Origin of the sequence: Apilactobacillus xinyiensis, from assembly GCF_019656235.1 — a bacterium.
Classification (GTDB): Bacteria; Bacillota; Bacilli; order Lactobacillales; family Lactobacillaceae; genus Apilactobacillus; species Apilactobacillus xinyiensis.
In genome coordinates, this window is record NZ_BPLL01000023.1 from 1 (window position 1) to 26742 (window position 26742).

General features: G+C 29.6%; 25 protein-coding genes and 1 other annotated feature. Of the genes, 8 read left to right on the forward strand and 17 right to left on the reverse strand.

Going from position 1 to position 26742, the window contains the following annotated elements:
* The first annotated feature begins 608 nt into the window (after positions 1 to 608).
* Positions 609 to 662: a putative holin-like toxin gene (locus K5Q11_RS07495; protein ID WP_248601490.1), complete on the forward strand. Its 54-nt coding sequence runs from the start codon at positions 609 to 611 to the stop codon at positions 660 to 662.
* A gap of 198 nt (positions 663 to 860) precedes the next feature.
* Here the strand turns inward: K5Q11_RS07495 and K5Q11_RS05610 are convergent, their stop codons facing one another.
* From K5Q11_RS05610 to K5Q11_RS05625, 4 genes are all read right to left on the reverse strand, one after another.
* Positions 861 to 1025 (reverse strand): hypothetical protein, encoded by a 165-nt coding sequence (locus K5Q11_RS05610; protein WP_220751807.1) that lies wholly within the window; start codon positions 1023 to 1025, stop codon positions 861 to 863.
* A 454-nt stretch (positions 1026 to 1479) separates the two neighbouring features.
* A complete protein-coding gene (locus tag K5Q11_RS05615; RefSeq protein ID WP_220751845.1) occupies positions 1480 to 2817 on the reverse strand; it encodes a dihydrolipoyl dehydrogenase family protein in 1338 nt (445 codons plus the stop codon).
* 608 nt (positions 2818 to 3425) lie between these two features.
* Positions 3426 to 4142 carry an ATP-binding cassette domain-containing protein gene (locus K5Q11_RS05620; protein WP_220751809.1) on the reverse strand — a complete coding sequence of 239 codons (717 nt, stop codon included), beginning with the start codon at positions 4140 to 4142 and terminating at the stop codon, positions 3426 to 3428.
* A gap of 128 nt (positions 4143 to 4270) precedes the next feature.
* Complete coding sequence (locus K5Q11_RS05625) at positions 4271 to 5008, reverse strand: ABC transporter transmembrane domain-containing protein (protein ID WP_220751811.1); 738 nt, start codon at positions 5006 to 5008, stop codon at positions 4271 to 4273.
* Positions 5009 to 5410: 402 nt separating this feature from the next.
* Here K5Q11_RS05625 and K5Q11_RS05630 point away from each other — a divergent pair, with 402 nt between their 5' ends.
* Positions 5411 to 6991: an ATP-binding cassette domain-containing protein gene (locus K5Q11_RS05630; RefSeq protein WP_220751813.1), complete on the forward strand. Its 1581-nt coding sequence runs from the start codon at positions 5411 to 5413 to the stop codon at positions 6989 to 6991.
* Between the two features lie 37 nt (positions 6992 to 7028).
* Positions 7029 to 7166, forward strand: a complete 138-nt coding sequence (locus K5Q11_RS05635; RefSeq protein WP_220751815.1) for a hypothetical protein — start codon at positions 7029 to 7031, stop codon at positions 7164 to 7166.
* A 40-nt stretch (positions 7167 to 7206) separates the two neighbouring features.
* Here the strand turns inward: K5Q11_RS05635 and K5Q11_RS05640 are convergent, their stop codons facing one another.
* The gene (locus K5Q11_RS05640) at positions 7207 to 8211 is read right to left on the reverse strand and encodes an FUSC family protein (protein WP_220751817.1); all 1005 of its coding nucleotides are present in this window, start codon (positions 8209 to 8211) and stop codon (positions 7207 to 7209) included.
* Positions 8212 to 8417: 206 nt separating this feature from the next.
* On the opposite strand from K5Q11_RS05640, the gene K5Q11_RS05645 reads away from it, so the two are divergent.
* Positions 8418 to 8897: a helix-turn-helix domain-containing protein gene (locus K5Q11_RS05645; RefSeq protein WP_220751819.1), complete on the forward strand. Its 480-nt coding sequence runs from the start codon at positions 8418 to 8420 to the stop codon at positions 8895 to 8897.
* Between the two features lie 17 nt (positions 8898 to 8914).
* On the opposite strand, the gene K5Q11_RS05650 is transcribed toward K5Q11_RS05645, so the two are convergent.
* Positions 8915 to 10144 (reverse strand): MFS transporter, encoded by a 1230-nt coding sequence (locus tag K5Q11_RS05650; RefSeq protein WP_285289898.1) that lies wholly within the window; start codon positions 10142 to 10144, stop codon positions 8915 to 8917.
* Between the two features lie 84 nt (positions 10145 to 10228).
* Here K5Q11_RS05650 and K5Q11_RS05655 point away from each other — a divergent pair, with 84 nt between their 5' ends.
* Positions 10229 to 11272 (forward strand): DUF805 domain-containing protein, encoded by a 1044-nt coding sequence (locus K5Q11_RS05655; protein WP_220751823.1) that lies wholly within the window; start codon positions 10229 to 10231, stop codon positions 11270 to 11272.
* A gap of 75 nt (positions 11273 to 11347) precedes the next feature.
* Here the strand turns inward: K5Q11_RS05655 and K5Q11_RS05660 are convergent, their stop codons facing one another.
* The 6 genes from K5Q11_RS05660 to K5Q11_RS05685 form a co-directional block, all read right to left on the reverse strand.
* Entirely contained in the window at positions 11348 to 12457 is a 1110-nt protein-coding gene (locus tag K5Q11_RS05660) for a YdcF family protein (protein WP_220751825.1), read from the reverse strand.
* A 122-nt stretch (positions 12458 to 12579) separates the two neighbouring features.
* Positions 12580 to 14325, reverse strand: a complete 1746-nt coding sequence (locus K5Q11_RS05665) for a DUF2075 domain-containing protein (protein ID WP_248601335.1) — start codon at positions 14323 to 14325, stop codon at positions 12580 to 12582.
* A 145-nt stretch (positions 14326 to 14470) separates the two neighbouring features.
* Entirely contained in the window at positions 14471 to 14827 is a 357-nt protein-coding gene (locus K5Q11_RS05670; RefSeq protein ID WP_220751829.1) for a hypothetical protein, read from the reverse strand.
* Positions 14828 to 14969: 142 nt separating this feature from the next.
* On the reverse strand, positions 14970 to 16106 hold the full coding sequence (locus tag K5Q11_RS05675) for an RNA-guided endonuclease TnpB family protein (protein WP_220751831.1): 1137 nt from the start codon (positions 16104 to 16106) through the stop codon (positions 14970 to 14972).
* Positions 16087 to 16539 carry an IS200/IS605 family transposase gene (gene tnpA / locus K5Q11_RS05680; RefSeq protein WP_220751833.1) on the reverse strand — a complete coding sequence of 151 codons (453 nt, stop codon included), beginning with the start codon at positions 16537 to 16539 and terminating at the stop codon, positions 16087 to 16089. Before tnpA ends, K5Q11_RS05675 begins: the two co-directional genes overlap by 20 nt.
* A 148-nt stretch (positions 16540 to 16687) precedes the next feature.
* Positions 16688 to 19843 (reverse strand): MucBP domain-containing protein, encoded by a 3156-nt coding sequence (locus K5Q11_RS05685; protein ID WP_220727868.1) that lies wholly within the window; start codon positions 19841 to 19843, stop codon positions 16688 to 16690.
* A 118-nt stretch (positions 19844 to 19961) separates the two neighbouring features.
* On the opposite strand from K5Q11_RS05685, the gene K5Q11_RS05690 reads away from it, so the two are divergent.
* The 3 genes from K5Q11_RS05690 (at position 19962) to asnS (ending at position 22603) form a co-directional block, all read left to right on the forward strand.
* Positions 19962 to 20525, forward strand: a complete 564-nt coding sequence (locus K5Q11_RS05690; protein ID WP_220751836.1) for a cadmium resistance transporter — start codon at positions 19962 to 19964, stop codon at positions 20523 to 20525.
* Between the two features lie 12 nt (positions 20526 to 20537).
* Positions 20538 to 20864 (forward strand): ArsR/SmtB family transcription factor, encoded by a 327-nt coding sequence (locus K5Q11_RS05695; protein ID WP_220727870.1) that lies wholly within the window; start codon positions 20538 to 20540, stop codon positions 20862 to 20864.
* 70 nt (positions 20865 to 20934) lie between these two features.
* Positions 20935 to 21154 (forward strand) — a binding site (T-box leader).
* Positions 21155 to 21214: 60 nt separating this feature from the next.
* Complete coding sequence (asnS, locus tag K5Q11_RS05700; protein WP_220751838.1) at positions 21215 to 22603, forward strand: asparagine--tRNA ligase; 1389 nt, start codon at positions 21215 to 21217, stop codon at positions 22601 to 22603.
* A gap of 43 nt (positions 22604 to 22646) precedes the next feature.
* Here the strand turns inward: asnS and K5Q11_RS05705 are convergent, their stop codons facing one another.
* The 5 genes from K5Q11_RS05705 to K5Q11_RS05725 form a co-directional block, all read right to left on the reverse strand.
* Positions 22647 to 23540 carry a hypothetical protein gene (locus K5Q11_RS05705; protein ID WP_220751839.1) on the reverse strand — a complete coding sequence of 298 codons (894 nt, stop codon included), beginning with the start codon at positions 23538 to 23540 and terminating at the stop codon, positions 22647 to 22649.
* 126 nt (positions 23541 to 23666) lie between these two features.
* Entirely contained in the window at positions 23667 to 24176 is a 510-nt protein-coding gene (locus K5Q11_RS05710; protein ID WP_220727873.1) for a hypothetical protein, read from the reverse strand.
* 81 nt (positions 24177 to 24257) lie between these two features.
* Positions 24258 to 25187: a M48 family metalloprotease gene (locus K5Q11_RS05715; protein WP_220751841.1), complete on the reverse strand. Its 930-nt coding sequence runs from the start codon at positions 25185 to 25187 to the stop codon at positions 24258 to 24260.
* A 52-nt stretch (positions 25188 to 25239) separates the two neighbouring features.
* A complete protein-coding gene (locus K5Q11_RS05720; protein ID WP_220727875.1) occupies positions 25240 to 25800 on the reverse strand; it encodes a LemA family protein in 561 nt (186 codons plus the stop codon).
* A 92-nt stretch (positions 25801 to 25892) separates the two neighbouring features.
* Positions 25893 to 26519 (reverse strand): IS3 family transposase, encoded by a 627-nt coding sequence (locus K5Q11_RS05725; protein ID WP_220751843.1) that lies wholly within the window; start codon positions 26517 to 26519, stop codon positions 25893 to 25895.
* Between the last annotated feature and the right edge of the window lie 223 nt (positions 26520 to 26742).

Sequence of the window (26742 nt, forward strand, 5' to 3'; positions counted from 1 at the left end):
ATTGAATATCGAAATCATTCCATGAAATTAAATATTTAATTTAGTAATAATTGTCTAACTTTTTTAAGGCACTTCAAATTAGCATCCCTTTTTATATACATAATTAGATTACTTTAAATTATTAATTTTAGTCTTGGCATCTTTACTACCTGGCACACCGTAAGTTTCTTTATATTTATTTATCTTTTTGTTAATGGATTTTTGTTAAGCTGGTGTACGTTGCTTATATGTATCTAATCCTAGTTTATTATTAAATATATTTGTAAAGTTATTTTATGAGTGTTTATAAAATAATTATCATAATTTTTGATGCACAATAGCAAAATACTAAATTAGAAAATAACTAATTAACAACTAACATAATACAAAATACAGCAAATAACTACCCTTGTTTTTAATAAGTTTTGTTGATGATGAATCTATATGTTATATACACGCAATTGTCTAATTTTAAAGTTGCTTAATTTCATGTATAATAACGTCTAGTAGAGAAGTTAATGGACGGTGGCTGTCTTTTCCTTAAGAGGTGATTTCTATGGAACTATGGAATAATCTACAGAAAGGTTTCACAGTCAATGAGTGTTTTTCAAGCACTTAGCTTAATGTTTATGTTTGGTATGTTTATTTTAGCATTGCTAACATATATCAATCAGCACAAATAAAAAAGCCGTCCCATTATATAACTTTGGCGAGTTATGGGATAGCTTTTAATAGTTTTTCTTAACTTAGTCACCGTCTTTTAAACGGCTTTACTTGGAAGCCCTGTGGTAGCAGGTTTTTTTTATTTACAAACATAGTATATAATACATTAATTTATTTGTCATTTATTAGCATATGAATGAATCATACTTTCAACAATTTTATAAGTAAAATTGTAATGTCATTAAGTCTTCCCTATGCATCAAAATTGAATCCTTAGGGTCATCCACCATCGTTGCAATCAGATACCACTTAATTTCATAAAAGCTCTCAAGCAATTTATCTTTAAGCTCTAATTCATATTGATTAATTTCATCTTTACTCAAATCATAACCTTCACACATAGGATTTAGCCAACAAAAAGTTGATATAACAGGACTTAAAAATCTTGATACATCAGCTTTTTTATTAAATTAAAACTTAATACAAACACATATAATAAAGTTCAATAGTAGCCAAAAAATTCTTTAGTGGTTTGGTGATATGTAAAAGGGATGTTAAATTGGCATCCCTTTTACATATAAATAATTATACTACTCTAAATTATTAGTCTTAGTCTTGGTATCTTTAATGTAACCGTTAAGCATTTTTTCTTATTGTCGATATTTTGATTGTTCTTCTTAGTTAAATACTTAGTATGACTCAATTTAGCCACTTTAACCTTTAGTTTATTAAACTAGCTATAGAGAGGCTAAGTAAACAGAGAAAAAGGACAGCAAGTGGTTTCCTGCTGTCCTTTTTGGATAATAAAAATTTAAAATGAGTCAAATATTTTAATTTTTATAGGTTTTTCCAAGCTTCGTGTCCAATTGAAGGAAAAAGATGAACATTACGTTCAATTTCTTCTTTATTCATATGCATATTAACTGCCGGTACCAGTGTGTCAATTGCATTATCTGCATCGTCAGAAATTTCAGTAAATCCAACCAAACGATGTTCTTTATTAAATACATATGAATTTTCAGCAATCTTCGCTTTAGTTACTTGTCTAAACCAACTATTTGTCATGTCATGTTTTTCAACTGTATATGCATCACTTTTTTCAGCTTCATCAACTGAAACACCCATTTGACTAATTCTAGGAGAAGTAAAAACAACAGAAGGAATTGCTGGAAAATTAATAGGTTTGTCAGTTTCACCTGAAAATAAATGGTATAAATATTGTGATTCAAAAGTAGCAGTTGGCGTTAACTTTGGCTGACCAGTGGCTGCAACATCACCAGAAGCATAAATATTATCAACTGAAGTTTGTAAATAGTTGTTTACAATAATGCCCTTTTTGTCATCGTATTTAACACCAATTTTTTCCAGTCCCATATTATGCACCATAGGAACACGACCTGACGCATCTAAAATCCATTCAACGTTTAACTTTTGATTATCACCATAACTTACTACATAATTATTACCATCACGATTAAAAGCAGAAATATTTGAGTTTTGAATAAAGTGGATACCAGATTTCTTCATTTCATTAACTACTTCTGATACGTATGGTTGATAAAAAATGCGAAGAACTTTGTCACTATGCATTAACATTGTTACATCACAGCCAGCTTCATTAGCCATACTAGCAAATTCCATAGCAATATAACCAGTTCCTATAATCGCCATTGATTTAGGCATTTTGTCTAAATTCAAAAAATCTTTAGAATCATGAGATAAATCAGTGTTGTTTACATCTACTTTATGAGGAGTTAAACCAGTTGCAATAACAATTTTATTTGAAGTAACATGTTCACCGCTGATGTCCAAGGTATGCGTATCATAAAATTTAGCAAATCCATGAATGACATCCATCCCTAATGACTTCATGGTTGCTTCACGATTAACTTTAAGATTATCAATCAGCTCATGTTTATGCTGCATATTATTATGCCAATTGATACTAGTTTCACCTTCAACAATACCATTTATACGCTGTTGAGTTTTTGACAAAATGATTGGTAAATCCAATGTTATTTTCGCATTACAACCCCAATTAGTGCATGTTCCTCCAACTGCATTAGCTTCAACAAAAGCTATTTTAAATCCTTGCTTACATAAATTTTTAGCGCCATCAAAAGCAGCATGACCTGATCCAATATAAATTACATCATAATCATATTTTTTATTCATCATATTCATTTCTCCTAGTTTTAAATTCATTTACATGTTTACAATAGTATTGTATTAGCATACTAACAAATAAAATGAATCATAATTAGTGATAATAAAAAAATAAATAGCATAAATATCAACTATTAATTATTTTTAATATCTAAATTTTCTAAAAAAATATATATTACATAAAATGGGCAAGTTAATACAGGAATAGAAAATACAGAAAGCATATTAATACTATTAACCGTTTCCAACATAATGATTAGTAAGGATATATTTATAAAACATAAAAGCAAAATTTTATTTATACTTTTGCTAAACAAAAGAACTATCATAATGGCAGAAAACAATGTCATGGATAAATAAGGTAATAAGTACACTATGGATTTCAAAAAATTGCTATAAACTTCACTAGAATAATCAGTCGATATTATGGTTAATAAACCGCAAAGCGTAGCTAATCCATTTATAAATATGATAAATAATTTAATTATAGATTTTAACAATTTTATAATTCTGTAACACCTCAAAAAATATAAATATTTTAATATTGCATTTATAACATATAACACAATGATTTTTTAATAGCAAATTAGACTATGAAATATTAAATTATATAACCACTATTTCAATTCAACTTTACGACTAAACATCCCTTCCAACTCGTCATCAAAATTATGGGCAATGAACATAATCGTTAAATCAGATGATAACAATCGACTAAGAATCTTTTTAGTTCCCATTCGATCAATTGCTGAAGTTCCTTCGTCGATAAATAAAATTGGCTTATTGTGAACTTCAGCTCTTGCCAAGACAACTTTTTGTTGTTGACCACCAGATAGAGTCATATGGTCTAAATCTAGTTTAGTAGCTAGTCCAGCATCAAATTTATGAATATCATTATCTAATTCAACCTGCTGCACAATTTCTGGCACTTGATTTAATAAATGATCATTAAACATCGTAATGTTGTTAGCAATAGTATCTGGAAATAAAGTCGCATCTTGTGGCAAATAACTAAAGAATGATGAAGGATTATTAATAACTTCCCCATTTTCATTTATGTAATTTATACTTCCAGATTTAGGTTGCAAATTGCCCGTTAACAACTTAACTAATGTTGACTTACCACTACCACTGTCACCCATCAACAAAATTTTTTCACCATTTGTAATCGTTAAATTGGGAAACTTAATTGATTCTCCATTATCAAAATCAATACTTAATCCTGTAGCATTTAGTTTAGCAAATTGCTCATTTGAACCCTTTACGGTATTTTCAGTTTCGGTAACATGCATTTCAGCAAAGAGTTTATAATTAAGTTCCTTAGTAGAATTCATTGTAGCAATCGAATTAGATACTGCTGAAATGTTACCAAAAATAACGTCGGCAAATTGACCAGCACTAAGAATAACTCCAAAGGCTACATAACCCTTAATAATTAAAAAACCGGCTAATGCTAAAACTGCTAATTGCGCAATATATTCATAACTAAATTAATTAAATTGATTAAACTAGCAATCTTACCACGTTTAACTCTACTATTTTCTAAATTATACGAACTACTGGACATAACATGTAATAGTTGTTGCTTAGCTCCATAATGTTTTAGTTCAGCCATACCACCTAACCATTGTTCAATCGCTTTTAAATAACTACTATTAGATTTAGATACTAACGATGTAACTCGTTGATATGGTTTAGCTATTAGGGCTGGAATAAACATCATTATGATTGAAAGCACTAAAATTAAAACTAATAAACTCCAATGAAATGTCAGCAATGCTACTGCTGACATTATTAAAGCTAGCGATTGCATCAGTATGTCTAATAGCGAAAATGCAAAGTCACTTTCCACTATTTTTAAATCATTGGTTAATCGATTTTGATTTTTAGAAACTGATGCATCCAGATTGAAATCATACAAACGTTGCACATAGTTTTCTCTTAGCGTATGTAAATAAGTTTGAATTAATTTTAAATATAATTGTTTCGATAAAACACTGGTTAAAAAACCAAATAACAGTAATCCCCCAAATAGTCTCATAAATAATGCAAATTGAGCTAAGTTACCGGTTTTTAGTTCATTAATACCAAAGGTTAATAAATAGTTACCACTAGTGGTTCCAATTGCAGAGCCCACAACAATTAAGATAATTGACAAAAACCGAATTGGATATAATGACGCCATTTCTTTTATTGACATTTAAGCACCTTCCTATTTCTATTTATTAAGGTTACAATATTCCACCCTTCTTTTTAATCATTTTTTAATTTTATTGCAATCTTTTTATAATATTATATAATATAATTATAATTTTTCAATGAATTTATGATTAGCAAAATATGACAGTTAATTATAATAATGTTGATAAATTATGTTTTTTAATTCAATACATAAAGGTGGAATTAACATGGATAAATTACGTAATAAAAATATGAACACAATAATTGATAATAATTAATTATTTTTTGTGCAGTTAGCTAGCTTTTAATTTGTTTTTATTCTGCAAACAAATTAAAAACGATATTCATATTCTCTATAACTTAATATAATGAGCTGAAAGTTATGCTTTCTCACAAAAAATAAATGTGAGAGGGCCTATCAATGAAAAATATCATATTTAATATTAAAAATTATAAAATCGTTATACTACTTGCCATCATGATAATATCGACTGGAATGGCAACGGCAATTCAATTTATCAAAGGCACAATGGTTAATAATGCGATTTCTAAAAATAGCACTGGCTTAGTTACTCAAATAACATTATTTTTTATAGCCATGGTAATCGAAGTTACTTTTTATTATGTTGAGTGGCGATACGATAACTACTTAATTTCAAATACATTTTATGATTTAAAGCAAAAAATTATAAGTAACGCCATGAAATTTACTAATCATAATCGAGATTTTGATAATAAAAAAGCAACTCAAATAATTTCTAATTCAGTAAGCAGTCTAGAATATACTTATTATGAAGCTTGGTTTGGTAACCTTTACTGGATGCTTAGAATTGTTTTTGTGTTAACTTCTTTGTTATTAATAAACGTTCCAATTGCTCTTGTACTTTTAGTATTGATGATTGCACCATTAGGCATAACCAAACTATTTAAAAATAAAATTGCTCAAATGAATAAAACTTATATTGATCAATTAGGTAGCAATTTAAAAAAATATGAAAATATTCTCAACAATTTAACCCAATTGCACGTTTTTCATGCACATGATTTTTTCTTCAAAAAAATAAATCATGAATTACTAAAAGAACGTAATGAAAGACAAGCATCCCGTAACTTCCAATTTATTTTAAATATTTCATATTCGTTTATATCCTATTTTTCTAATTTTGCAGTTCTAGCAATTTCAATGCTGTTGATCTTTAAAGGTTCGATAAAAATCGGTACTGCTGTCACCTTATTAGGTTTAGTTGATCAATTAAGTATGCCAATATTATCACTATCACGTAACTTATCATCAATCCATAGTTCTATTGCGGTTCGTAGTGAACTTAACAATGCAATAATTCCAGGAACTGTAAAAACAAAAGTTAAATTTAATAAGCAGTTGAAAGTTAATGGATTAAAAGTTCAACTTAAAAATAGTCAAATTAATTATAGTGACGTAACTTTTAATAAGGGTAAAAGTTATATTATTAAAGGTAAAAGTGGCTTAGGAAAATCGGTATTCATACAGTCAATCACTGGTCTGTTACCCTTTAAGTCAGGAACAGTGACATATGATAAAAAGCAAATTAATCATTCGTGTAAAGATGATGTTTTTGATAATATGAAAGTAGTTCAAGCGAAAAATATCCTATTCGATGAAACCGTTATAAACAATATTTTCTTCGATAGAAAACCAAGCAAGGATGAATATCAATATTGTCTTAACCTATTACCTAAATCAATTCTAAACAAAGAATCAATTGATACATTATCAACTGGACAAATTAGACGTGTACTGTTACTGCGTGGTTTATTATCTAAAGCTTCAACTTTAATTTTTGATGAACCTACTGCTAATTTAGATTCAGTAACTAGTCAATCTTTCTGGCAGTTAGTATTTCAATGGCAAAGTCACTCTGAACATACTTTAATTGTTATATCACACACAGATGATAACAAAGTTGTTGATCAATTTGATAATTATCTAGATTTTAATGAATTGGTTACTAAATATTGTTAACTTAAATAAATAAAAAAAGAGATGTTACTTTTTGCAAATGATGCGAACCCCAAAAGTTGTCCAACTTTTTAACAGTGATATAAATGCCATAATTAAATTATGGGTATCAAATAACTGCAGAACTTCAATCAAAACTTTAACTAAGATTATAGTTGATAAGGTTAATTACTATTAAACAAAAAAGAGTCTCCACTATGGGAGACTCTTTTTTAACTTTAACTTACCAGCCTGGTTTTTAAATGACTAACTATATAAACGGTAATAAACGCAATGGTAGTACCGATTATTATCGCAATTAATCTGGATAAGATGCTAGCATCATTAATCACTGGTGAACTTAATTTAGCAAATAAAATTGCCATGGGAGTTGTAAAAAAATTTCCAACTAGATAGTTAGTAGCCATTTTCCAATAAATTAATGAATTAAATATTAAAATTAATCCCATAGTGGTGATTAGTGATAATGGCATCATTAAGACTAAATAGGATATAAGGCAACCTACCATAGTAGAAATTAAATAAATTCGATGTCGCTTAAAAATCGTTGGCATAGATTCAGCTTGTAACACTGCAGAACATGCCATCACAGCCCAGTAAAAATGAAACAAATTTAAACTTTTGGATATATAAAAAGATAAAAAAATAGCAAATCCATAAAAAAATGATCTCATTAGTAAATTGGAAGGAATTCGACTTATTCTTATTTTCATCGGCTTAGTTTTATCAACACTTTTTTCAAAGCCAAAAAAATCAAATATAAATTCATTAACCAGGGCCAATGATAGTGCGATTATAATTCCTAATACAATGAAAAGTAGTGATTTCATAATTATGTAAGGATTTAAAGCATTATTAACTCCAGCAAAACAAGCAATCATAACTAGTAGAAATGGTCCTGGATTTTTTAAATTCCATAATTTATTGTAAAAGTAAAATACTGAACATATTAAACTAAGTAGTAACGGTGTTAACCATGGTAAAAAACTAGTGGTACTGATTAATAAAAAAGAAAATAAGCCTACTAATCCACATAAGCAAATGGTTTTTATGCCCATATGATTAGTTTGAGGTAGGTAGTAATAAAAAAACAAAGCCCCTAATGCAATAAACGTCCCAAAATTTATATCTTGAATAAAAATTGCAATGATAAAAGATATTAGCAATGCCAAAAAATTAGAACTTTTTAGTAATATTGATCCTATATTTATTTTATATTTCATAAATGTTTATCTTCCCCCACCAATTTAATATTTTAAAAATTAACTTATATATCCAATTTATATTAAATTATGTATCTTTGCAATAACAACAAATTTTTACCAATATTTTACCATTATTAAAGTATGAATTGGAATGTCGCCCTACTGTCATATCATTGTCACTTCAATGACGTGTACAAATTAAGGCTAAACATTATAATTAAGGTATGAATAAAACATTAATTCCTGATTTAAGAAAGCAACGTGGGTGGACACAGGAACACCTAGCAAGTAAATGTAATTTAAGTGTCAGAACGATTCAAAGACTAGAGGCAGGAGATGATACCAGTTTAGAAACTTTAAGATTAATTGCGCAAGCGTTTAATGTTAAAGTTGGAGATTTATTTGAATCTATTTCTGATAACGCCAAAGGAAGTGAAATCAAAACTATGAATGATGAACAAATAACTCAAATGAAAAAGAGAAAAGAAGAAAGCAAATTGATTCGTAATACTATTCAAATGTTATTTATTTTAGCAATGATGATATTTGGATATTTGCTTAGCAATTCTAGTTACACTTCTGTTCTGGGTATAATTTGGGTATTTTTATGGCCTTTGGGTTTTTATGCAATCAAATTAATTAAAATTTATTATATTGATCCCAAATTAGATAAAAAATATCCTCTAACTATAAATATAAAATAAAAAGAAACGGCTTAAGCTTAAGTCGTTTCTTTTTTTCTAAACTTATACATAAGAATTAAGTAGCCAATAAACGTTATTGTAAATCCAACTATGGCCAAACTTTTCCAAGCAAATCGAATTGAATAAGTATCCGATAGCCAACCATTTAAAAATAGAACTACTAAATTAGCACCGGCATTCAACGTATTGTTAAAAGAAATTAAAGTTGTTCGATTATTACCAGAAATATTATTATGCAGGATGGTATATCTAAAAACTTCATCAGTTGAAGTAATTAATACATGCATAAGGAAAAATAAAATAGCGAGTGTTTTATAAGAAGTAGAAACTGATGTAACCGTTGTTATAGCCATCAAGAAACTCAAAAAAATTAGTATTATTATTTTATGTGAACGTGAATTTAAAAAACTAGATAATCCAGACCCTAAAACTCCACAAATATTTACTCCTATTAAAATCCAGCCAGTCTCAATTTTATGACCATTAGCTTGAAACATAAGCTGCCACTGATTAAATGGTCCGGCAACTATAAACGTGATTGGTAAAAATGCCCAACTTAAATAAAAAAACGGCTTGTTACTTTTAACAATGTTTTTACTTAAGTTACCACTCAATGAAAAGCTAACGCCACTGAATTTAAACTGCTCTAAATGAATCGGTTCCATTTCATTTAAAGCTATAAAAATTGGTAACAAGAGTATTACAGAACCAATAATAATTGGATAACTTAGATTTATGTTGGCTAAATATTGTGCCCCTAAGAAACCGGCTAATAACGCAAACGTTGTAGAAACAGTATTAGCAATCGAGAAAGAATTTTTTACAATGAAATCGCTATTAACTTTCTTAGCTTTATTTACAAACCATGAGTCTAAGGTGCCAGAAAATAACGAATCACCCATACCTGTTAACATGGCACAAAGTAATAGTATCCAAATGTGTCCCGCAGCAAAAATTAAGCAAAACAATCCAATACTACGTATTAGACAACTTAAAATAAATACATTAATATTCCCAAAATAATCAGATAACATCCCTGAAGGTAATTCAGCGATAAATGTACATAACCAAAAAATCATCAAAAATAGATTAATCTGTGAATATGAATATCCAATGTTTTTCATATATAGATAAATAGTTCCGCTCCAAACTCCCAAAGCAATATTGTATAGCGTAACTAACGTTAAGTATTTATAAAATAACTTATTAATATGTAGTTTATAGATTATTCTCACCCCTTTATCCATTAATTTTAAAGTTGATTTAAGAAATGTATTATAGAATATAGTAAAATAATATTATAAATATTTTTATAGGAGTTATTTCAAAGTATGAATAATAGTTCACCTAAGAAGTATAATTTTATATCGGCCTTTAAATTAATGTGGTCCGACATGTTTTTTACCGAAGGAAAAATTGAACGTTCTCCCTTTTGGCTTGGCACAGTTACTATCACAATTATTAATCTAATTTTACTAATATTAATGATTATTACTAATGGAAATTTATTTACTCAAATATTATTTGCTATTGTTGGAGCGTTTAATCTTATTATGATGATAACAGCTTCAATGCGTAGATTACATGATGTAAATAAAACTGGTAATTTTTTATGGTTAGGATTAATTCCAATCATTGGTTGGATAATATTATTTTTTGTACTTATCATGCCTACTTCTGATGATAATCGACATGGTGTATCTACCAGACCAATCGATGATAGATGGCAAAATAAAGCATGGAATTGGATTATTATCATCCTAACTACCCTATCTTTATTAGCTGTAACTAAGTTCGTAGCTGTAGCATCTGGAACTCCACAAAAACGAGTTAATAACACCAACTCTACCGTTAATAATAATCACAAACAAGATAGTGATAATAACGATAAAAGCGATGATGAAGATGATGAAAGTGACAGTTCCAATGAAAGTTCCGACAATCATGAAAACGATGATAGTGATACTGATAGCTACGATTCTGACAGTTTAGAACCTAGTACTGATGATTCTAACAATGACCAATCTTCTGAAAGTGATTTTGAACATCATGAGGATCAAGATGATAATTCAGAAAACAATAACGCACAATCATCAAATAATAGTTCTGAAAACAATAATAGCTCAAACGATAATAATCAAAACAATGCTAACCAAACTAGCGATAATCCTAATGAGCATAACAATGCAAATAGTAATAATACTAGTGAAACTAACAATAGTAGTGAAAGTAGTAGTAAAGAAGAAAATAGCCAATCAAGTACTGAAGCCAATCAAAATAGCTCAAGCGATAATCAAAGCAGTCAAAATGACAAACATATCAACGATACAACGAGTGAAGAACAAAGTAACACAAGTAGTGAGAGTGATAATTAATAATAAAAGTCCACAAATTAAAATAAAATTAAAAAAGCAGTTGTGATTAATAATCATAACTGCTTTAATTATTTACTATGGTTGAATATCTGGTAATAACCAATATCCCTTTACTCTTAACATATCACTAATGATTTTATGCACAGCTGGTTGTATTTGTGGACCAGTTTCATGTACTGCGTAATTTTGTAAATCATAATCAATCCCTTGTAAATAGTTAGCAGATTGAAATAATGCATAAGCTCTTTGAATATGATTATTACTTGAAACTAGGGTAACTTTTCTAGCATCATTAATTTGCAAAATCAAATTAGAATTAATCGCGTTTTGAACTGTATCACGAGATTTTTCTTCTTTTAAAATACGTTGACGCTTTACACCATGTTCAACTAGCCATTCAATCATTTTGCTAGCTTCTGTATGCGGTTCTTGGGGTACTTGTCCACCACTTACAATAATTTTAGCCTTGGGTTGTAGACGTGCTAATTTCAATCCAGCGGCCAAACGGCGACGTAACTTTTCTTTGATGTTCCCATGAATTGTTAACGCTGCCCCTAAAATGACGATGTAGTGGCGACTGTCATCCCATAAACTCAAATCATCAACTGCATAGTTAGGTTTCAGCGCTGGTACATGTTGAATTAAGTTCAACAAGTGCTTTAATTGTTCAGTTTCAGCCGGATTAATTTTGTTTAAGCGATGTAATGACTTTTCAAATGCATGTTCACGCTGGTTTAATTGTGTATATAGTGCAATATTCAATAATGAATGGTAATCTTTAGGATTTTGATTCAATAAATATTGCCAAATTATTGCCGCATTAGCTATTTGGTTATCCATTCGATAAACCGACGCTAAGCCGGTTAAATACTTTTTATCACGTGGGGCCAGCTTTAAAGCTAGTTTATAAAAATTAATGAGGATTTCATTATCATACGATCGAGGTTTACCAGATTTTTGATTCGCAGTAAAAATTGCTGGCTTGTGCCAATAATTGTACTTAATGGCTTTATCTAAAAACTTTAGCTTGCTGGTACGATTATCTAACTTTTTCAAGCGATTTAAGACCGCTTGATAAGAATATTGATAATTATAGTTTTGTAGATAATCTTGTTGACTAATGTTCTTAACTCGATAACCAGTTCGTCGAGGATAAAATAATGAAATTCTTGACTTAGTTTCCATAACAATCACCACCCCTTTTAGTTGTTGCCTATATACTATGGCGATGGTGCATTAAAGTAAATAAAAAAGACCGAGTTTATCAGTCTTTTAAGAAATTGGTAACTTAAATGTAACTTTGTAATCTATTTGTTTTGACGTTTTAAATTATACTGTCTTAATAGCTCTTCACGTAATTGTTTGTCAACAGCATATATATACAATCCGTGAACCCCCCTCTTCATTAAAACATTTAACTCATTATTTAAAAGAGTACTTGAAATATCTACTTTCTCACCATTAGAAAAAGTTCTTTTTCTCTTAGCTTTAGTATTAAAACTAGCTTTTGCATCATAAATAATTTTTCCATTTCTATATTTGACAGAATTACCTATTATGAGTCCGCAATAATTTAAGTCAAAGCCTTGTATAGTATATGTTGAACCAACCTCTTCTATTGTTTGAGGTTGCTCCGCCCAAGGTAAACCTTTATATTGCTTAGGTGTTTTTAACTGTAAATTCCAAGGTAAAGAAAAATTATTATCAGCAGTTACATTCCAATACTGACTATCATCTGGAACTTTTCCTTTTTTATAAGGCCAATCAAAAGTCGCAACTACTCTAGATAATCCATTAGAACTATTTTCTTTAGGGTTATTATGTTTTTTGATTTCCTCATACATTTTAGAGGCATCATCAAAAACTTTTAAATCATAGTTATTATCCAAAGGTACTGGTTCAATAGTATTATTTGAAACGAAATTTTCAATCCAGTTGATTGTATTATTATTAGCATTAATTCTATTTTGCATTTTTAATGTTACAAGATTGCCTTTTCTTTTAGATTTTTCTACCATTTCAGAAAAAATAGACTTTTCAACATACTCTTCTGAAGTTAATATCTGTTGAAAATCATAAACTGCAACAACAACTTTAGCTCTATCGATAATATCACTAAGTTGATTTTTACCTGTGTAAGCTTGACTACCTTGAGTTAATAATAAATGAGCTTCATCTATTAAAACTATGTCAACTTTCTTAGAATTAATAGGATGTTTATTTAAAAATTTTGTAGGTGTATTAACAATATCATCACCTTGTTCTGACTTTATTCCTAATTTTTTAGCAATATTATTATAAACATCTATCTGTTGTTTATGATTCACAACTAGATAACAACTAGAAATTGAATCTAAGTTATTTAAATCTGAGAATAATGAGCTTAATAAAACTGTTTTACCTGTACCTGCAGAACCATTAATCAAAATTAAATTATCATTGTTTAAACTTTGTAGATTGTTTTTTACTTTACTAATTACTAAGTTTTTTGCATCTAGTTGTTCCTCTGTTAACTTATGAAACGGCGATGCTTTAAATATTGAAGAGTTACTAATTTTTTGAACATCTGGGAAAATACAACCATTTATTTCTGACAACATTTTCCATATATTATTAAAAATTAAAGGAAATTTTTTGTATGTAAAATACAAGTCTTGATTATTTTGACGTCTATTATTTAACTTATAGATCATTTCATCACTTAACAAGTATTGCATTAATCTATTTTCAATATCTAAGGTTAATGACTTATTGAATTCTTCGTGTGCAATAACTATTATTTGAGAGTCTTTTGCTTTATTTATTTCAGTCCAATCCTCTCGATTCTCAGATTCACTATTTATATGTTCCTCTGTTCTTCTTACAATATTATTAGTTTCTCCAACATATGCTTTGATTTTATTCTTAATGGAATTATCAACTATAATATAAACTGTCGGATATCTTAATATTAATTTTTTTACTTCAGAGTCTTTTTCTTTATTAATTTCGTTTTCTATATCATTATCATATTTATACGTTCTAATAACAGCATCACTTACTATGTTTGTCAAAAGATCACCATCCAAAAAAGTTATAATATAAAAATATTTATATTATTTTACTGTTTATATAATATAAATATTTTTATATTAAATCAAAACTTTTTTAGATTTAAAAATTATTTACCCAAAATAAAAGAGCCTTTTAATAGGCTCTTTATTTTAATGCATCCCCATATATCCAATGTTTTTTAACTGTATTAGGATTATGTTTAATCACTAATCGATACCAGTTATAACGAGTTCCTTGATTAGCTACACAATCTACATGGATATTTTTAGTATGTAGATTTAGTTTATTTAATTTTTGTGGCTTAATATTTTTGTAATTGCTATTAGGAACATGGTTATACACTAACGTATTCTTAGTATTTTTATTTAAAGTAACGTTTTGTGAAACTTTATGATAAGACAATGAACCTAACATTGTATGCTTGTCAGCTTTAACATTTGCAACGCATGTAAATAATAAAACTGTTGATAAAATAGTTACAATTAAATACTTAATTTTCATTTTGAAAATCCCTCCTTGTGAACTACTCGGTCATTAATGACCGAGCTTCTGGGAACACTGCTGACTTACACGATAGTGTCTAGCACTTTCGTGCAGAGGTTACAACTATTGACCACGGCTCGTTCCGAACCTAGATAGTCTTTTAAGCATTTAATATATTCTTAGAGGCATTAATATCACGGTCGTGCCGTACATCACACTTAGGACACGTCCATTGGCGAATATCCAAGGTGTGCTTTCCATCATCATAGCCACAGATAGAGCAGATTTGACTAGTTTTACGGGGGTTAACAATGACTAATTGTTTCCCGTACCAAGCGCATTTATACTCCAGTTGAGAACGAATTGTCCGCCATGCTTGATTAGCAATTGCACGAGATAACTTATGATTACGAAGAAGATTTTTGGTTTTCAAATCTTCAATCTTAATCACGTCGTATCGTTTTACTAACTGTTTAGTTAGCTTATGCAAGTAATTATTTCGTTGATTGGCAATTTTTTCGTTATACAAGGCAACCATATGTTTAGCTTTGAGATAATTGCTAAAATCTGATAAGTTACGAGGATCTAATGCCTTGTTGTGCTTATCCCATGCAATTTCCTTAATGGCATGGGATCTTCTGCGAGCAAGTCGTTTTTCCCAATAGTGTTTCTTATGAGATAACATTTTATCAAAGCGTATCGTTGGAATTTTAACCCCATCACTGGTAATCATTAAGTCTGCAACCCCCATATCAATCCCTACGGATTGATTGGTAGTGGGTAATTTAGAAACCTCTGCATCAACTAATACAATGGCATAATATTTACCTGTTGCAGATAATCTGATAGTAGCATTCTTAACCTTACCTTTGATTTGGTGTCCTGATTTAAAAGGGATTTTTCCTAATTTAGGTAATTTTAGAAAGTTATTGAGCTGTTGGATGTTTTGATTAACTGAGTTTGATTTATAACTCTGCTTAAGAAACTTACGTGATTTAAACTTAGGATAACCGGCGTGTTTTTTAAATAACTTTTGAAAGGCTTGATTTAAATCACGACTAACATGTAATAAGCTAGTTGATTCAGCCTGCTTCAAGAATGGATATTCGTGTTTTAGACACTTAATTAAATAGTTCATATCAAATTCATTAACGTATGATCCACCATTGTTGTATCGTTCAATTTGCATATTAAGTAATTGATTCCAAACGAAACGACAGCAACCAAAATTAAAAATAATCTTAGATTGTTGCGCTAAATTAGGATATATTCGTGTTTTAATGGCTCGTAGAGTCATCTAATTTCACTTCCTTTGCACGTTGGTCATCAATATATTTAGCTACAGCTCGTTCGTTTGTTGTCCCTATACTTTCAACATAGTAGCTGTGAGACCACAAATGACGATTGGATTTTTTCCAATAACTATTTTGTAACTCAGGGCATTCACGAAATAGTCGCCATGCACTAATTCCTTTAAGCCACCTTACAATATTAGTTACAGATAGCTTTGGTGGTGCACTAACCAATAAGTGAATATAGTCATCTTTACCAACTTCCATATGGTCAATACTAAAACCGTATTTTAAAGCAACTTCAAGTAATGTTTTCTTTAATACAACCTCAACGTTTCCTTTTAGAATGCGGTTGCGGTATTTAGTTCCCCACATGATGTGGTAATTTAAGTTAAAGGCATATGTTCTACCATATGTAATTCTTTTATTATCTTTCATACAATCATTATAACACTATTTTATCTAACCATGTGTGTTTAGTACAAAATAATAGGCGATTCATCAAGTCCTTAAAAGAACGTGTTTCCTCGCCTAAATATAAAAAGTAGAAAGTTAAACTTAGCTTTCTATTTTTTATTTACAAAATTTAGTATCTTTTTGTAATCTTAATAGCTTTTGAATCTGCTTTAATATATCCACCTTTGATTAAATATATTTTACAGCCAGTTTTATTAAAATCATATCTATATAAATAATCATAGTATCTAAGATTATAAGTTCTGCCACGTTTTAGTATACGTAATTTATGAGTTAAATTCATATCTTTATAAAGATATACATTCTTTTTTAGCTTAATTTGTTTCTCAATTCTGTGCTTACCCAACTCAATTAATCTACAATTACCGGTAATGTAATTACCATTAGGTAGAACATATCGAGTAGTTAAATTATGCTTTACAATTCCGTTAATTTTCAAAATACTACCTTGATTATATTTCTTCAAGTTATTATTTAATTTAACATTACTGGAACTATATACACCATAAGGATTAATAACTGTTATAAATCTTGTATGTGATTTCAAATAAGCCGGTATAACATAATGTTTATTAGCAGTAATGTATCCAATTAATCCATTAGTTTTAGATTTATGATTAACATCAACAACTTTATAGTATTCTCTATTTTCATAACTATATACACCTTTAACCACAAACATTGGATATTTAATCCTAGTTTTCTTAATATAACTAGCTACAATATTACTACGATTGTTTAAATCATTGTTTAATCCATAATACATATTGATGTATTTAATAGAACAAATTGCTAATCCATGATACTTACTAGTCTTATTTTTGTCTATGCGGACATGATTATGTGGAATATTATTATTATCGGAATTTTTAGCATCATGATTAGATGGATTTACTATTATTGGGATATTATCATTATCTGAATTTTTAGTGTATTCATAATTAACATTAACATCATCAGTGCCATATTTTCCTGTTTTATTCGTTGGTTCTTTACTCAATGTATACCCTGGAATATCTTTGGCACTAGTTATGTAACTATCACCAATTTTACCTGTCAACGTTGTGGGATCTGATAGCTTATTTCCACTAGCATCTACATAGTTAACATGCACTGTTCCAGTTGTTACTGTTGGATTCTTTGTGTATTCATAATTAACATTAATATCATCAGTGCCATATTTTCCTGTTTTATTCGTTGGTTCTTTACTTAATGTATACCCTGGAATATCTTTAGCACTAGTTGTGTAACTATCACCAATTTTACCTGTCAACGTTGTAGGATCTGATAGCTTATTTCCATTAGCATCTACGTAATTAACATGCACTGTTCCAGTTGTTACTGTTGGATTCTTTGTGTATTCATAATTAACATTGATATCATCAGCGCCGTATTTCCCTGTTTTATTCGTTGGTTCTTTACTTAATGTATACCCTGGAATATCTTTAGCACTAGTTGTATAACTATCGCCAACCTTACCTGTCAACGTTGTAGGATCTGATAGCTTATTTCCATTAGCATCTACGTAATTAACATGCACTGTTCCAGTTGTTACTGTTGGATTCTTTGTGTATTCATAATTAACATTAATATCATCAGCGCCATATTTTCCTGTTTTATTCGTTGGTTCTTTACTTAATGTATACCCTTGAATATCTTTAGCACTAGTTGTGTAACTATCACCAATTTTACCTGTCAACGTTGTAGGATCTGATAGTTTATTTCCATTAGCATCTACATAGTTAACATGCACTGTTCCAGTCGTTACCGTTGGATTCTTTGTGTATTCATAATTAACATTGATATCATCAGCGCCATATTTCCCTGTTTTATTCGTTGGTTCTTTACTTAATGTATACCCTGGAATATCTTTAGCACTAGTTATGTAACTATCACCAATTTTACCTGTCAACGTTGTAGGATCTGATAGTTTATTTCCATTAGCATCTACATAGTTAACATGCACTGTTCCAGTCGTTACCGTTGGATTCTTTGTGTATTCATAATTAACATTGATATCATCAGCGCCATATTTCCCTGTTTTATTCGTTGGTTCTTTACTTAATGTATACCCTGGAATATCTTTAGCACTAGTTATGTAACTATCACCAATTTTACCTGTCAAAGTTGTAGGATCTGATAGCTTATTTCCATTAGCATCTACATAATTAACATGCACTATTCCATTATCAACAAATACATATGGAATATAATAAGAATCATCATAATCATTATTATGCAGTACAATATAGTATTTGTATTGTAATGGTATAACACCATAACCTGGAAGCCTCAATTCAGGATTCATAACTTGTTCAGGCAAATTACTATAATGAAAAGTTGTGTTGTTAATTTGATTTACATTAGCTCCTCGACTAGAAATGCTAATGTATGGAAATACATATCTATAGTTATGAATATTTTCGAACGGAATTGCTTGCGTCAAATTTGCAACCCTACTAATACTATAAGTTAATGGAAGATGAGCAATATCATTAATATTAACTGTTGTTGATCTATTTTCAGAATTAATTTTTAACGGATCAGAAATAACTGCTACTTGTTCACCAATAGTAGGATTCATTATTCTATTATGCACACCTTCTCCTACATTTAAACCATTAATATAAAGTCTACTAGTTTCTTGAATCCCTTGTTGAGGTAAAAGTTGCATTCCTTTAAAATCATAAATTGAATTTAAAGAAACATCTACATATGTAAGGTTTTTATCTGACTGTTGCAACTGAACTATCGGACTAACATCTGTAATTCTATTTCCTCTTAGAAAAATGTATTTTAACTTTGATAAACTAGAAATTGGTGATATATCAGTAACATCTCCTATGTGTACACCGTCATTAAAGTCAGTTATATTATCCAAATTCAATGCAACTATGTTGGTAGCGTATTGAATACCTTCAATTGAATATGAATCTACACCTCTATTATCGCTTAGTGTATTAAAACTCCGATTCAATACATTATTAGTGGTATATTGTCCGCTAATCCATTGTAGCTTACTCATATTTTGCTTAGTAATATCATTAACAGTACTATCCTTACTTAAGATACCTTGTATTTTCATATCATCTAAAACTAATGATTGAAACTTTTTATTAGGCATCCATGTATTAATATCACTTGTCCCTATTTCATCAGCATTTATAACGCTACAAGTATAAAAACATAAAACAAAAAAACTTAAAAAAATTAAAAATATTAATTGAAATTTTCTTTTTATAATATAAAAATTAATGTTATTCAAATTGTTCATCTCCTACACAATTATTATAAAATAACTTTAATATTATAGTTAGCAAAAAGACTTACGCATGTTATAATATACATATGTTATATAAAACATATGTAAGGAGAAATATATAATGAATTATTGGATACTAGCCTTAACCTTTTTAAGTGTTAATTTAGACTTCTTTTTCATGTTAATTTTCATGATTAAAAAATATGATTTAAGAAAAGTAATTGTAGGCTACGTTGCTGGTGTAACCATTTTAATTACACTTAGTTTTATTATTGGAAAGACCTTAGCTTATTTTATTTCCGAATGGATTTTAGGTGTCTTAGGGTTTTTACCAATATATATGGCCTTCAAAGATGATGATGACGATGATGGAGTTAAAAATCATAAATCACAGATTTTTAGTTTTATGATTACTTACCTATCGGTTTGTGCTGGTTGTAATATATCAATCTTTCTACCAGTATTAATTAACATGTCATTTTGGCATTTTATAATAACGCTAATATTTATGAACGTTTTAACTATCATTGTTACAATCATTATTAAATGGATCGCTGATATCTCAATCGTATCTAAAATAATGGAAAACTACGGTGAAATATTAATGAAAATTTGTTATGTATTAGTTGGATTATATGTATTTTGGGATAGTGGATTGATTAAACACTTGTTACAATTGATATAAGGAGCTGGTGTTATGACTAAAGTAAATCCGATTGATGATCAACATTTAAAAGAAGTATCATCTATTATGAAGTTATTAAATAACTCAAAACGAGTTCAAATGTTATTCATTTTAGAACAAGCATCCCTTAGCGTAAAAGAAATCGTTGATATTTTAAAAATCGATCAACCTACTGTTTCACACAATTTAGCAATGCTTAGAAAACATCAATTAGTATCTGCAGAGCGTGACGGTAAGTACAACAAATACGTATTAAATGATCCACATATTTTAGACATCATTAATGAAACTTTATCACACGCTGATCACGTTCTACGTGGTAAAAAACACGGTGAATAACAGCAAAATTTTAACATTATCGTTGTAAAAATAATGGATAATGTTAAAATTGTATTTAGTTAAATAATAGTTTAAAACTTTAAGCAGGACAGATAAATAATAACTACTTCACAGCGAGCTAAGGTCAGTGGAAGCTTAGTAACCATGGTTATTTTTTATAACACCTACTTGTCTTTATTCTGAAAATTAGTAGTAAGAATAAACGTTATTCATAGCGTTATCATGACCGAGTGACTCTTTATAAAAGAGTATTTTAGGTGGTACCGCGGAATAGACCTTTCGTCCTTATTTATTTTGGATGAAAGGTCTTTTTTTAAACTAAATTTAAATCAGAAAGGTATGTATATTTAATGGAAAAATTTACAATTAAAGATTTATATGCAAAACCTGAACAATTTGCTGACAAGCAAGTTTCTATTGAAGGTTGGATCAAGACTAGTCGTGGTTCTAAAAAGATTTGTTTCATCGAAGCTAATGATGGTAGTTTCTTAAAGAATGCCCAAATCATTGTTAAAAATGACAATCCGGACTTTGATGAAATTAGAAAATGGCCTATTGCATCAACTATTCACGTGGATGGAACTTTTGTTAGCACTCCAGATGCTCCACAACCATTTGAAATTCATGCATCAAAAATAACTTTAGAAGGTCATTCAAGCAGTGATTTTCCACTACAAAAGAAAGAACAATCATACGAATACTTAAGAACATTAGCTCATTTACGTCCTCGTACTAATACTTTCTACTCTGTATTTAAGGTTCGTTCAATGGCCGCCTTTGCAGTTCATCAATATCTACAATCACACGGTTTCACATATGTAAACACCCCTATCATTACTAGTAGTGATGCTGAAGGTGCCGGTGAAACTTTCCGTGTTACTACCTTAGATATGAATGATCTACCCAAAACTGAAGATGGCAAAGTAGATGATTCTAAAGACTTCTTCCGTGAAAAAGCTAACTTAACAGTTAGTGGTCAATTATCTGTAGAAGCATACGCCCTAGCATTACGTAACGTATATACTTTTGGACCTACTTTTAGAGCTGAAAACTCACATACTGCTAGACATGCATCTGAATTTTGGATGATTGAACCTGAAATGGCTTTTGCCACTTTGAAAGATACTATCAAAGTTTCTGAAGGCTTACTAAAATATGTAATTAAATACTTATTTGATAATGCCAAAGAAGAATTAGACTTCTTGAATAGTATCAACGATGGTTTAATCGATCGCCTTAAAGCTACTATTAATGAAGACTTTGCTAAAGTTACTTACACTGAAGCTATTAAAATGTTAGAAGAATCTGGTCATGAATTTGAAGTTCCAGTTAAATGGGGTATCGATTTACAATCAGAACACGAAAGATATCTATGTGAACACATCTACAACAAGCCAGTATTCTTAACTGATTACCCACGTAATATCAAAGCATTCTACATGCGTGATAACGACGATGGTAAAACAGTTGCTGCAGCCGACCTATTAGTCCCAGAAATTGGTGAAATGGTTGGTGGAAGTCAACGTGAAGAACGTGAAGACAAATTACGTGCAAAAATTGATGAATTTGGTCTAAACGAAAAAGAATACAATTGGTATCTAGAACTTAGAAAATATGGTGAAACCGTTCACTCCGGATTTGGAATTGGATTTGAACGACTAGTTATGTATGTAACTGGTATGGCAAACATTAGAGATGTTATTCCTTACCCAAGAACTCCAGGTAACGCTCCATTCTAAAAACAATAAAAAAGATTACTATCCTAAATGGTAGTAATCTTTTTTAGTCTACACAAATTTTATGATACAACCACGCCATTCCTAATAAAAAAGTAGCTGCACAAAAAGTAGATATCGGAAACATATTAAACATGTCTTTAGGAATTACAATCGCTAATAAAGGTAAAGTATAAGCAGCGGGTAACTTCACTTTCCATATATATAACCATATAAAAACTAATGGTAACGTTATTATGGTCGTACCTATCCAAGATAAAATAAATGTGTGTACAATCGTACCAAAAGCAGCTGCTCCAGTCAGTGATATGACATGCCTTAAAAATGAATTTAAATTATACGTACTTTGATTAACAATTCCAAATAATGCTACAAAAACTGGTGGGATGGCAGCCATTTGTGGTCTATGAAACATTAAAACTATTAAAATCCAACTTAATGTAATAAATATATAGAATAATATTTTATGATATTGCATTGCAGGAAATTTGCTTCTATCAACATGTTCACCATATATGTATACTCCTAGCATAACAATGAACGTTAAGGTTCCTGTTACCAATATAAAGGTCCAACTATGCGCATCAATAACCAATGGTAACAAACCAGTAGCAAATGCTGGCGCTAAACATGACTGAAAAATTTTTAAAATTGTAATAATTAATACTACTGCTAATAAAACTTTCCAAGCATAAAACAATTGCAACTGATTAATTGAAAAACCAATTGCTGAAGTAATCGTAGGAACAATCCAAACAAACAAAGGATGTTTAATCCAATCTCGTTTATGATATATCCACGTACCTGAAGTTAGTGCTGCTATTTCAGGCAAAATGATTTCAATATTATGAAAAAATTGGGCAATCATAACCATTGAAACAATAAAAATAAATCCAAAAAAATAATCAAGTTTACTTTTATCACTAATGTGAATTTTCATCTACTCCTTAATTATAAAACAAAAAGGTTATTTCAAATCTTAGTAAATCTTTTCATTTTAGTATTATTTTGATTATAGCACCGTATAAAAACATAAATAAAAAGCAACTCATAGAGTTGCTTTTTATTATGAACGAATATTAAATCCAATTTCGTTAGCAATAATAGCTATTTTTAAAACGGCATCCTTTTTGTTTTGGAAATTAATAGTGCTTGGAATCTTCTTAAAGGTAGCATTAATATCAGCCTTAGATTTTTTAGTTAACTTGTAGTTAAATAAATTGTAAGTCTTTTTCATAAAATCACGATAATGTTCTACTTGTGGTTCAGTGAATGAACTTGGTAGTCCATTAATGGTTTCAGAAAAACTACTTAAGCTTAAACCTACAGTTTGGTAGTCCTTAACCCCACTATTAAAACCTGTATCAATGCCTTTAACTAATCGGTTATACTTTTGTACATCTGCATATTCGTTGTGGTTAACTTTATGTACACTCTTCTTGTGATGTTTCACAACTTTGTGGTGCTTATGCTTAGCGGCACTAACATTAACCGTGTTGATACTGTTACTAAACACAGGGAATAGTACGGAAACTCCTAGCATAATCAATGAACTTTTTTTAATCCAATTGCGCATAAAAAACACTCCTATGAACGATATAAAATACGTTTAATACATATAAAAGTATATCATTATCGATAGAAGTGTCAATTTAATTTACATTGCGTTCAAACGGTCAATTCGATCACTTATGGATGGATGCGTATCAAAAATCCCTGCATGCTTAGGAGCAACAATATCTCCAATTGAGGCAGTTTGTTTAATTTTACGACCATCAACAGGATTACCACTAATAATTGCTAACGCTTGAGCTAAAGCGACTGGGTCTTTAGTAAGCTCAGCCGAAGACGCATCTGCTAAATATTCACGATTTCTAGAAATCGCAAAAGTTAACACACTAGCTAACAAATTACCAATTGCAGAAATTACGTAAGTTAATATCCAGAATATTAATTGCACTACTGAGCCAGAATCACGATCATCATCATCTTGGCCATTTCCAAATATTAAAGCATAGTCAGCTAAGTTAGTTGCTATTCCACCCATAAAGTTAATAGCACCACCAAATGCTGATGCCAAAGTAGTCACTTTCATATCACCATTTTTAATATGTGCCACTTCATGTCCAATGACAGTAGCAAGTTGTTCACGATTTAAAGCATTTAATAATCCCGCTGTAACTGCTAAACCAGCTTTTTCTGGTTTAATACCTGTAGCAAAAGCATTACATTCATCCACTTCTACAATATATAAAGCAGGTTCTGGAATTCGTGCAGCTAAACACAACTCTGTCACAATGTGTTCTAACATTGGAATTTCATTAGTTTTTAAAGGGCGAGCCCCATTAGCTGACATAACTGATTGCATTGAAAGTCCACTATACATAATCAATGCATAAAAACCACTAACAACTAAACCAATTAACGCTCCATAAACAGTTGTATTATTTCCGCTTGATCTAACCATCATGCTAAAAGCATATCCAAAAGCAGCTCCTACCGCCGTTACTAGTAATAAAAACAATCCTAATAAAACAATTGTACGGTGCTTGTTACTGCGTTGTTGTTCAAACCAATTACTCTTCAAAAAGACTCCTCCTAACAAAAAAACGATGAATCAACATCGTCTTTTTGAGTAGTTATTTAAGATCATCAAAATTAACATTGACGTTTTGTTTTTCTTCTGAAGTAGCTTGAATCATGGCATCTTTTTCTTTTAAATTCATCATCTTAGCAACAAAAGATGAAGGAATATTTTGAACGGCCAAATTATAATCAGCTACACATGAATTATAAGCACTTTGACAACTAGCAATTTGATTTGCAATTGTAGTCATTGTTTCAGATAATTGCATGAAGTTTTGGTTAGTATGCAACTCTGGATAGCTTTCAGCAGTAGCATTTAAAACTGTTGTCAAATTATTACTAGCTTGTAAAGCTGCGTTATAATCTTTTTTATCAACACCATCCAAAATTTGGGTACGATATTTAGTAACACGTTCTAAAGTTCCACGTTCAGCATTTACAGCTCCCTTAACTGTACTAATTAAGTTAGGAATTAAGTCAGCACGTTTCTTTAATTGAACATCGATATCACTACCACTTTGATTAACTTGCATGTTAAGACGTTGTAGACGGTTATGTTCATATACATAGAATAGAACTAGTGCCACAACGACTATTAAAATAATCCACCACATATCATTTAACTCCTTCAAAAGGTTTTGACTTCATTATTAAGGTTGTTGCACAATAAGTCAATTAATTTATATAAATAATAAACATATTTTTACTATTCAATTGAAGTCTTAGACTTATTAGCGTTAGGTTTATGATATACACGATGTGCTGGTGATGCTGCATGGATGTTTAGTTCATTCATCAAGCGTTTTAATCTACGATTTCCCACATAGATGTTTTGCTTTCTTAAAGAACTTTGAATTCGTGGTACTCCATATTCTCGATTATTTTTTTCCCAAATATCTTTAATGATTGGTTTTAGTTTCTCATCTTGTTTACGAGTAGCGGTTGGTTCATAATTTAACCAATCATAGTAAGTACTAGTTGGCACATTTAAAAGTTTTAAAACATTAGTTCTTTGGTATCCCTGAGATACTGCATTTTCCACTAATTTCAATAGTTTATCAACGTTGTTAAACCAATCAACACCTTCAGATAACGCAAATTTTAATATTTTATTTTCTTTTTCAATATTTTTAATGTGTTTCTCTAATTCATTATATCTTTGTAATGAATATGTTTTACCATCGATTAATGCTTTTCTAGATTCATTAACCCATCGTTTAACAGTATTAATGGAAATATTATAGTCTTTAGATATTTTTTTTATTGATACTCTTTGATCAATGGCTAAGTTTAAAATTTTATTTCTAGTTTCTTTAGGATAAACTTTAGGCATATTTTCACTCCCAATAAAGTCATTTATAATAAATTATCTTATCTTAATTATAATAAAATTTTTGATAATTTAAAATAACAGTAAAACATTATACAGAAATTAAGTCAACTAAACAAACATTTAGACACAAAAAAAGCTACCAATTCTGAAGTGCCTTAAAAAAGTTAGACAATTATTACTAAATTAAATATTTAATTTCATGGAATGATTTCGATATTCAATC

Coding starts and splice junctions, on each gene's coding strand:
- K5Q11_RS05690 (WP_220751836.1), top strand. CDS start 19,962: ATGAATTATTGGATACTAGCCTTAACCTTTTTAAGTGTTAATTTAGAC.
- K5Q11_RS05675 (WP_220751831.1), bottom strand. CDS start 16,106: ATGACTCTACGAGCCATTAAAACACGAATATATCCTAATTTAGCGCAA.
- K5Q11_RS05620 (WP_220751809.1), bottom strand. CDS start 4,142: ATGAATTCTACTAAGGAACTTAATTATAAACTCTTTGCTGAAATGCAT.
- K5Q11_RS05625 (WP_220751811.1), bottom strand. CDS start 5,008: ATGTCAATAAAAGAAATGGCGTCATTATATCCAATTCGGTTTTTGTCA.
- K5Q11_RS05695 (WP_220727870.1), top strand. CDS start 20,538: ATGACTAAAGTAAATCCGATTGATGATCAACATTTAAAAGAAGTATCA.
- K5Q11_RS05670 (WP_220751829.1), bottom strand. CDS start 14,827: ATGAAAATTAAGTATTTAATTGTAACTATTTTATCAACAGTTTTATTA.
- K5Q11_RS05640 (WP_220751817.1), bottom strand. CDS start 8,211: ATGAAATATAAAATAAATATAGGATCAATATTACTAAAAAGTTCTAAT.
- K5Q11_RS05645 (WP_220751819.1), top strand. CDS start 8,418: ATGAATAAAACATTAATTCCTGATTTAAGAAAGCAACGTGGGTGGACA.
- K5Q11_RS05650 (WP_285289898.1), bottom strand. CDS start 10,144: ATGGATAAAGGGGTGAGAATAATCTATAAACTACATATTAATAAGTTA.
- K5Q11_RS05660 (WP_220751825.1), bottom strand. CDS start 12,457: ATGGAAACTAAGTCAAGAATTTCATTATTTTATCCTCGACGAACTGGT.
- K5Q11_RS05720 (WP_220727875.1), bottom strand. CDS start 25,800: ATGTGGTGGATTATTTTAATAGTCGTTGTGGCACTAGTTCTATTCTAT.
- K5Q11_RS05630 (WP_220751813.1), top strand. CDS start 5,411: ATGAAAAATATCATATTTAATATTAAAAATTATAAAATCGTTATACTA.
- K5Q11_RS05615 (WP_220751845.1), bottom strand. CDS start 2,817: ATGAATAAAAAATATGATTATGATGTAATTTATATTGGATCAGGTCAT.
- tnpA (WP_220751833.1), bottom strand. CDS start 16,539: ATGAAAGATAATAAAAGAATTACATATGGTAGAACATATGCCTTTAAC.
- K5Q11_RS05710 (WP_220727873.1), bottom strand. CDS start 24,176: ATGCGCAATTGGATTAAAAAAAGTTCATTGATTATGCTAGGAGTTTCC.
- K5Q11_RS05635 (WP_220751815.1), top strand. CDS start 7,029: ATGATGCGAACCCCAAAAGTTGTCCAACTTTTTAACAGTGATATAAAT.
- asnS (WP_220751838.1), top strand. CDS start 21,215: ATGGAAAAATTTACAATTAAAGATTTATATGCAAAACCTGAACAATTT.
- K5Q11_RS05705 (WP_220751839.1), bottom strand. CDS start 23,540: ATGAAAATTCACATTAGTGATAAAAGTAAACTTGATTATTTTTTTGGA.
- K5Q11_RS05655 (WP_220751823.1), top strand. CDS start 10,229: ATGAATAATAGTTCACCTAAGAAGTATAATTTTATATCGGCCTTTAAA.
- K5Q11_RS05725 (WP_220751843.1), bottom strand. CDS start 26,519: ATGCCTAAAGTTTATCCTAAAGAAACTAGAAATAAAATTTTAAACTTA.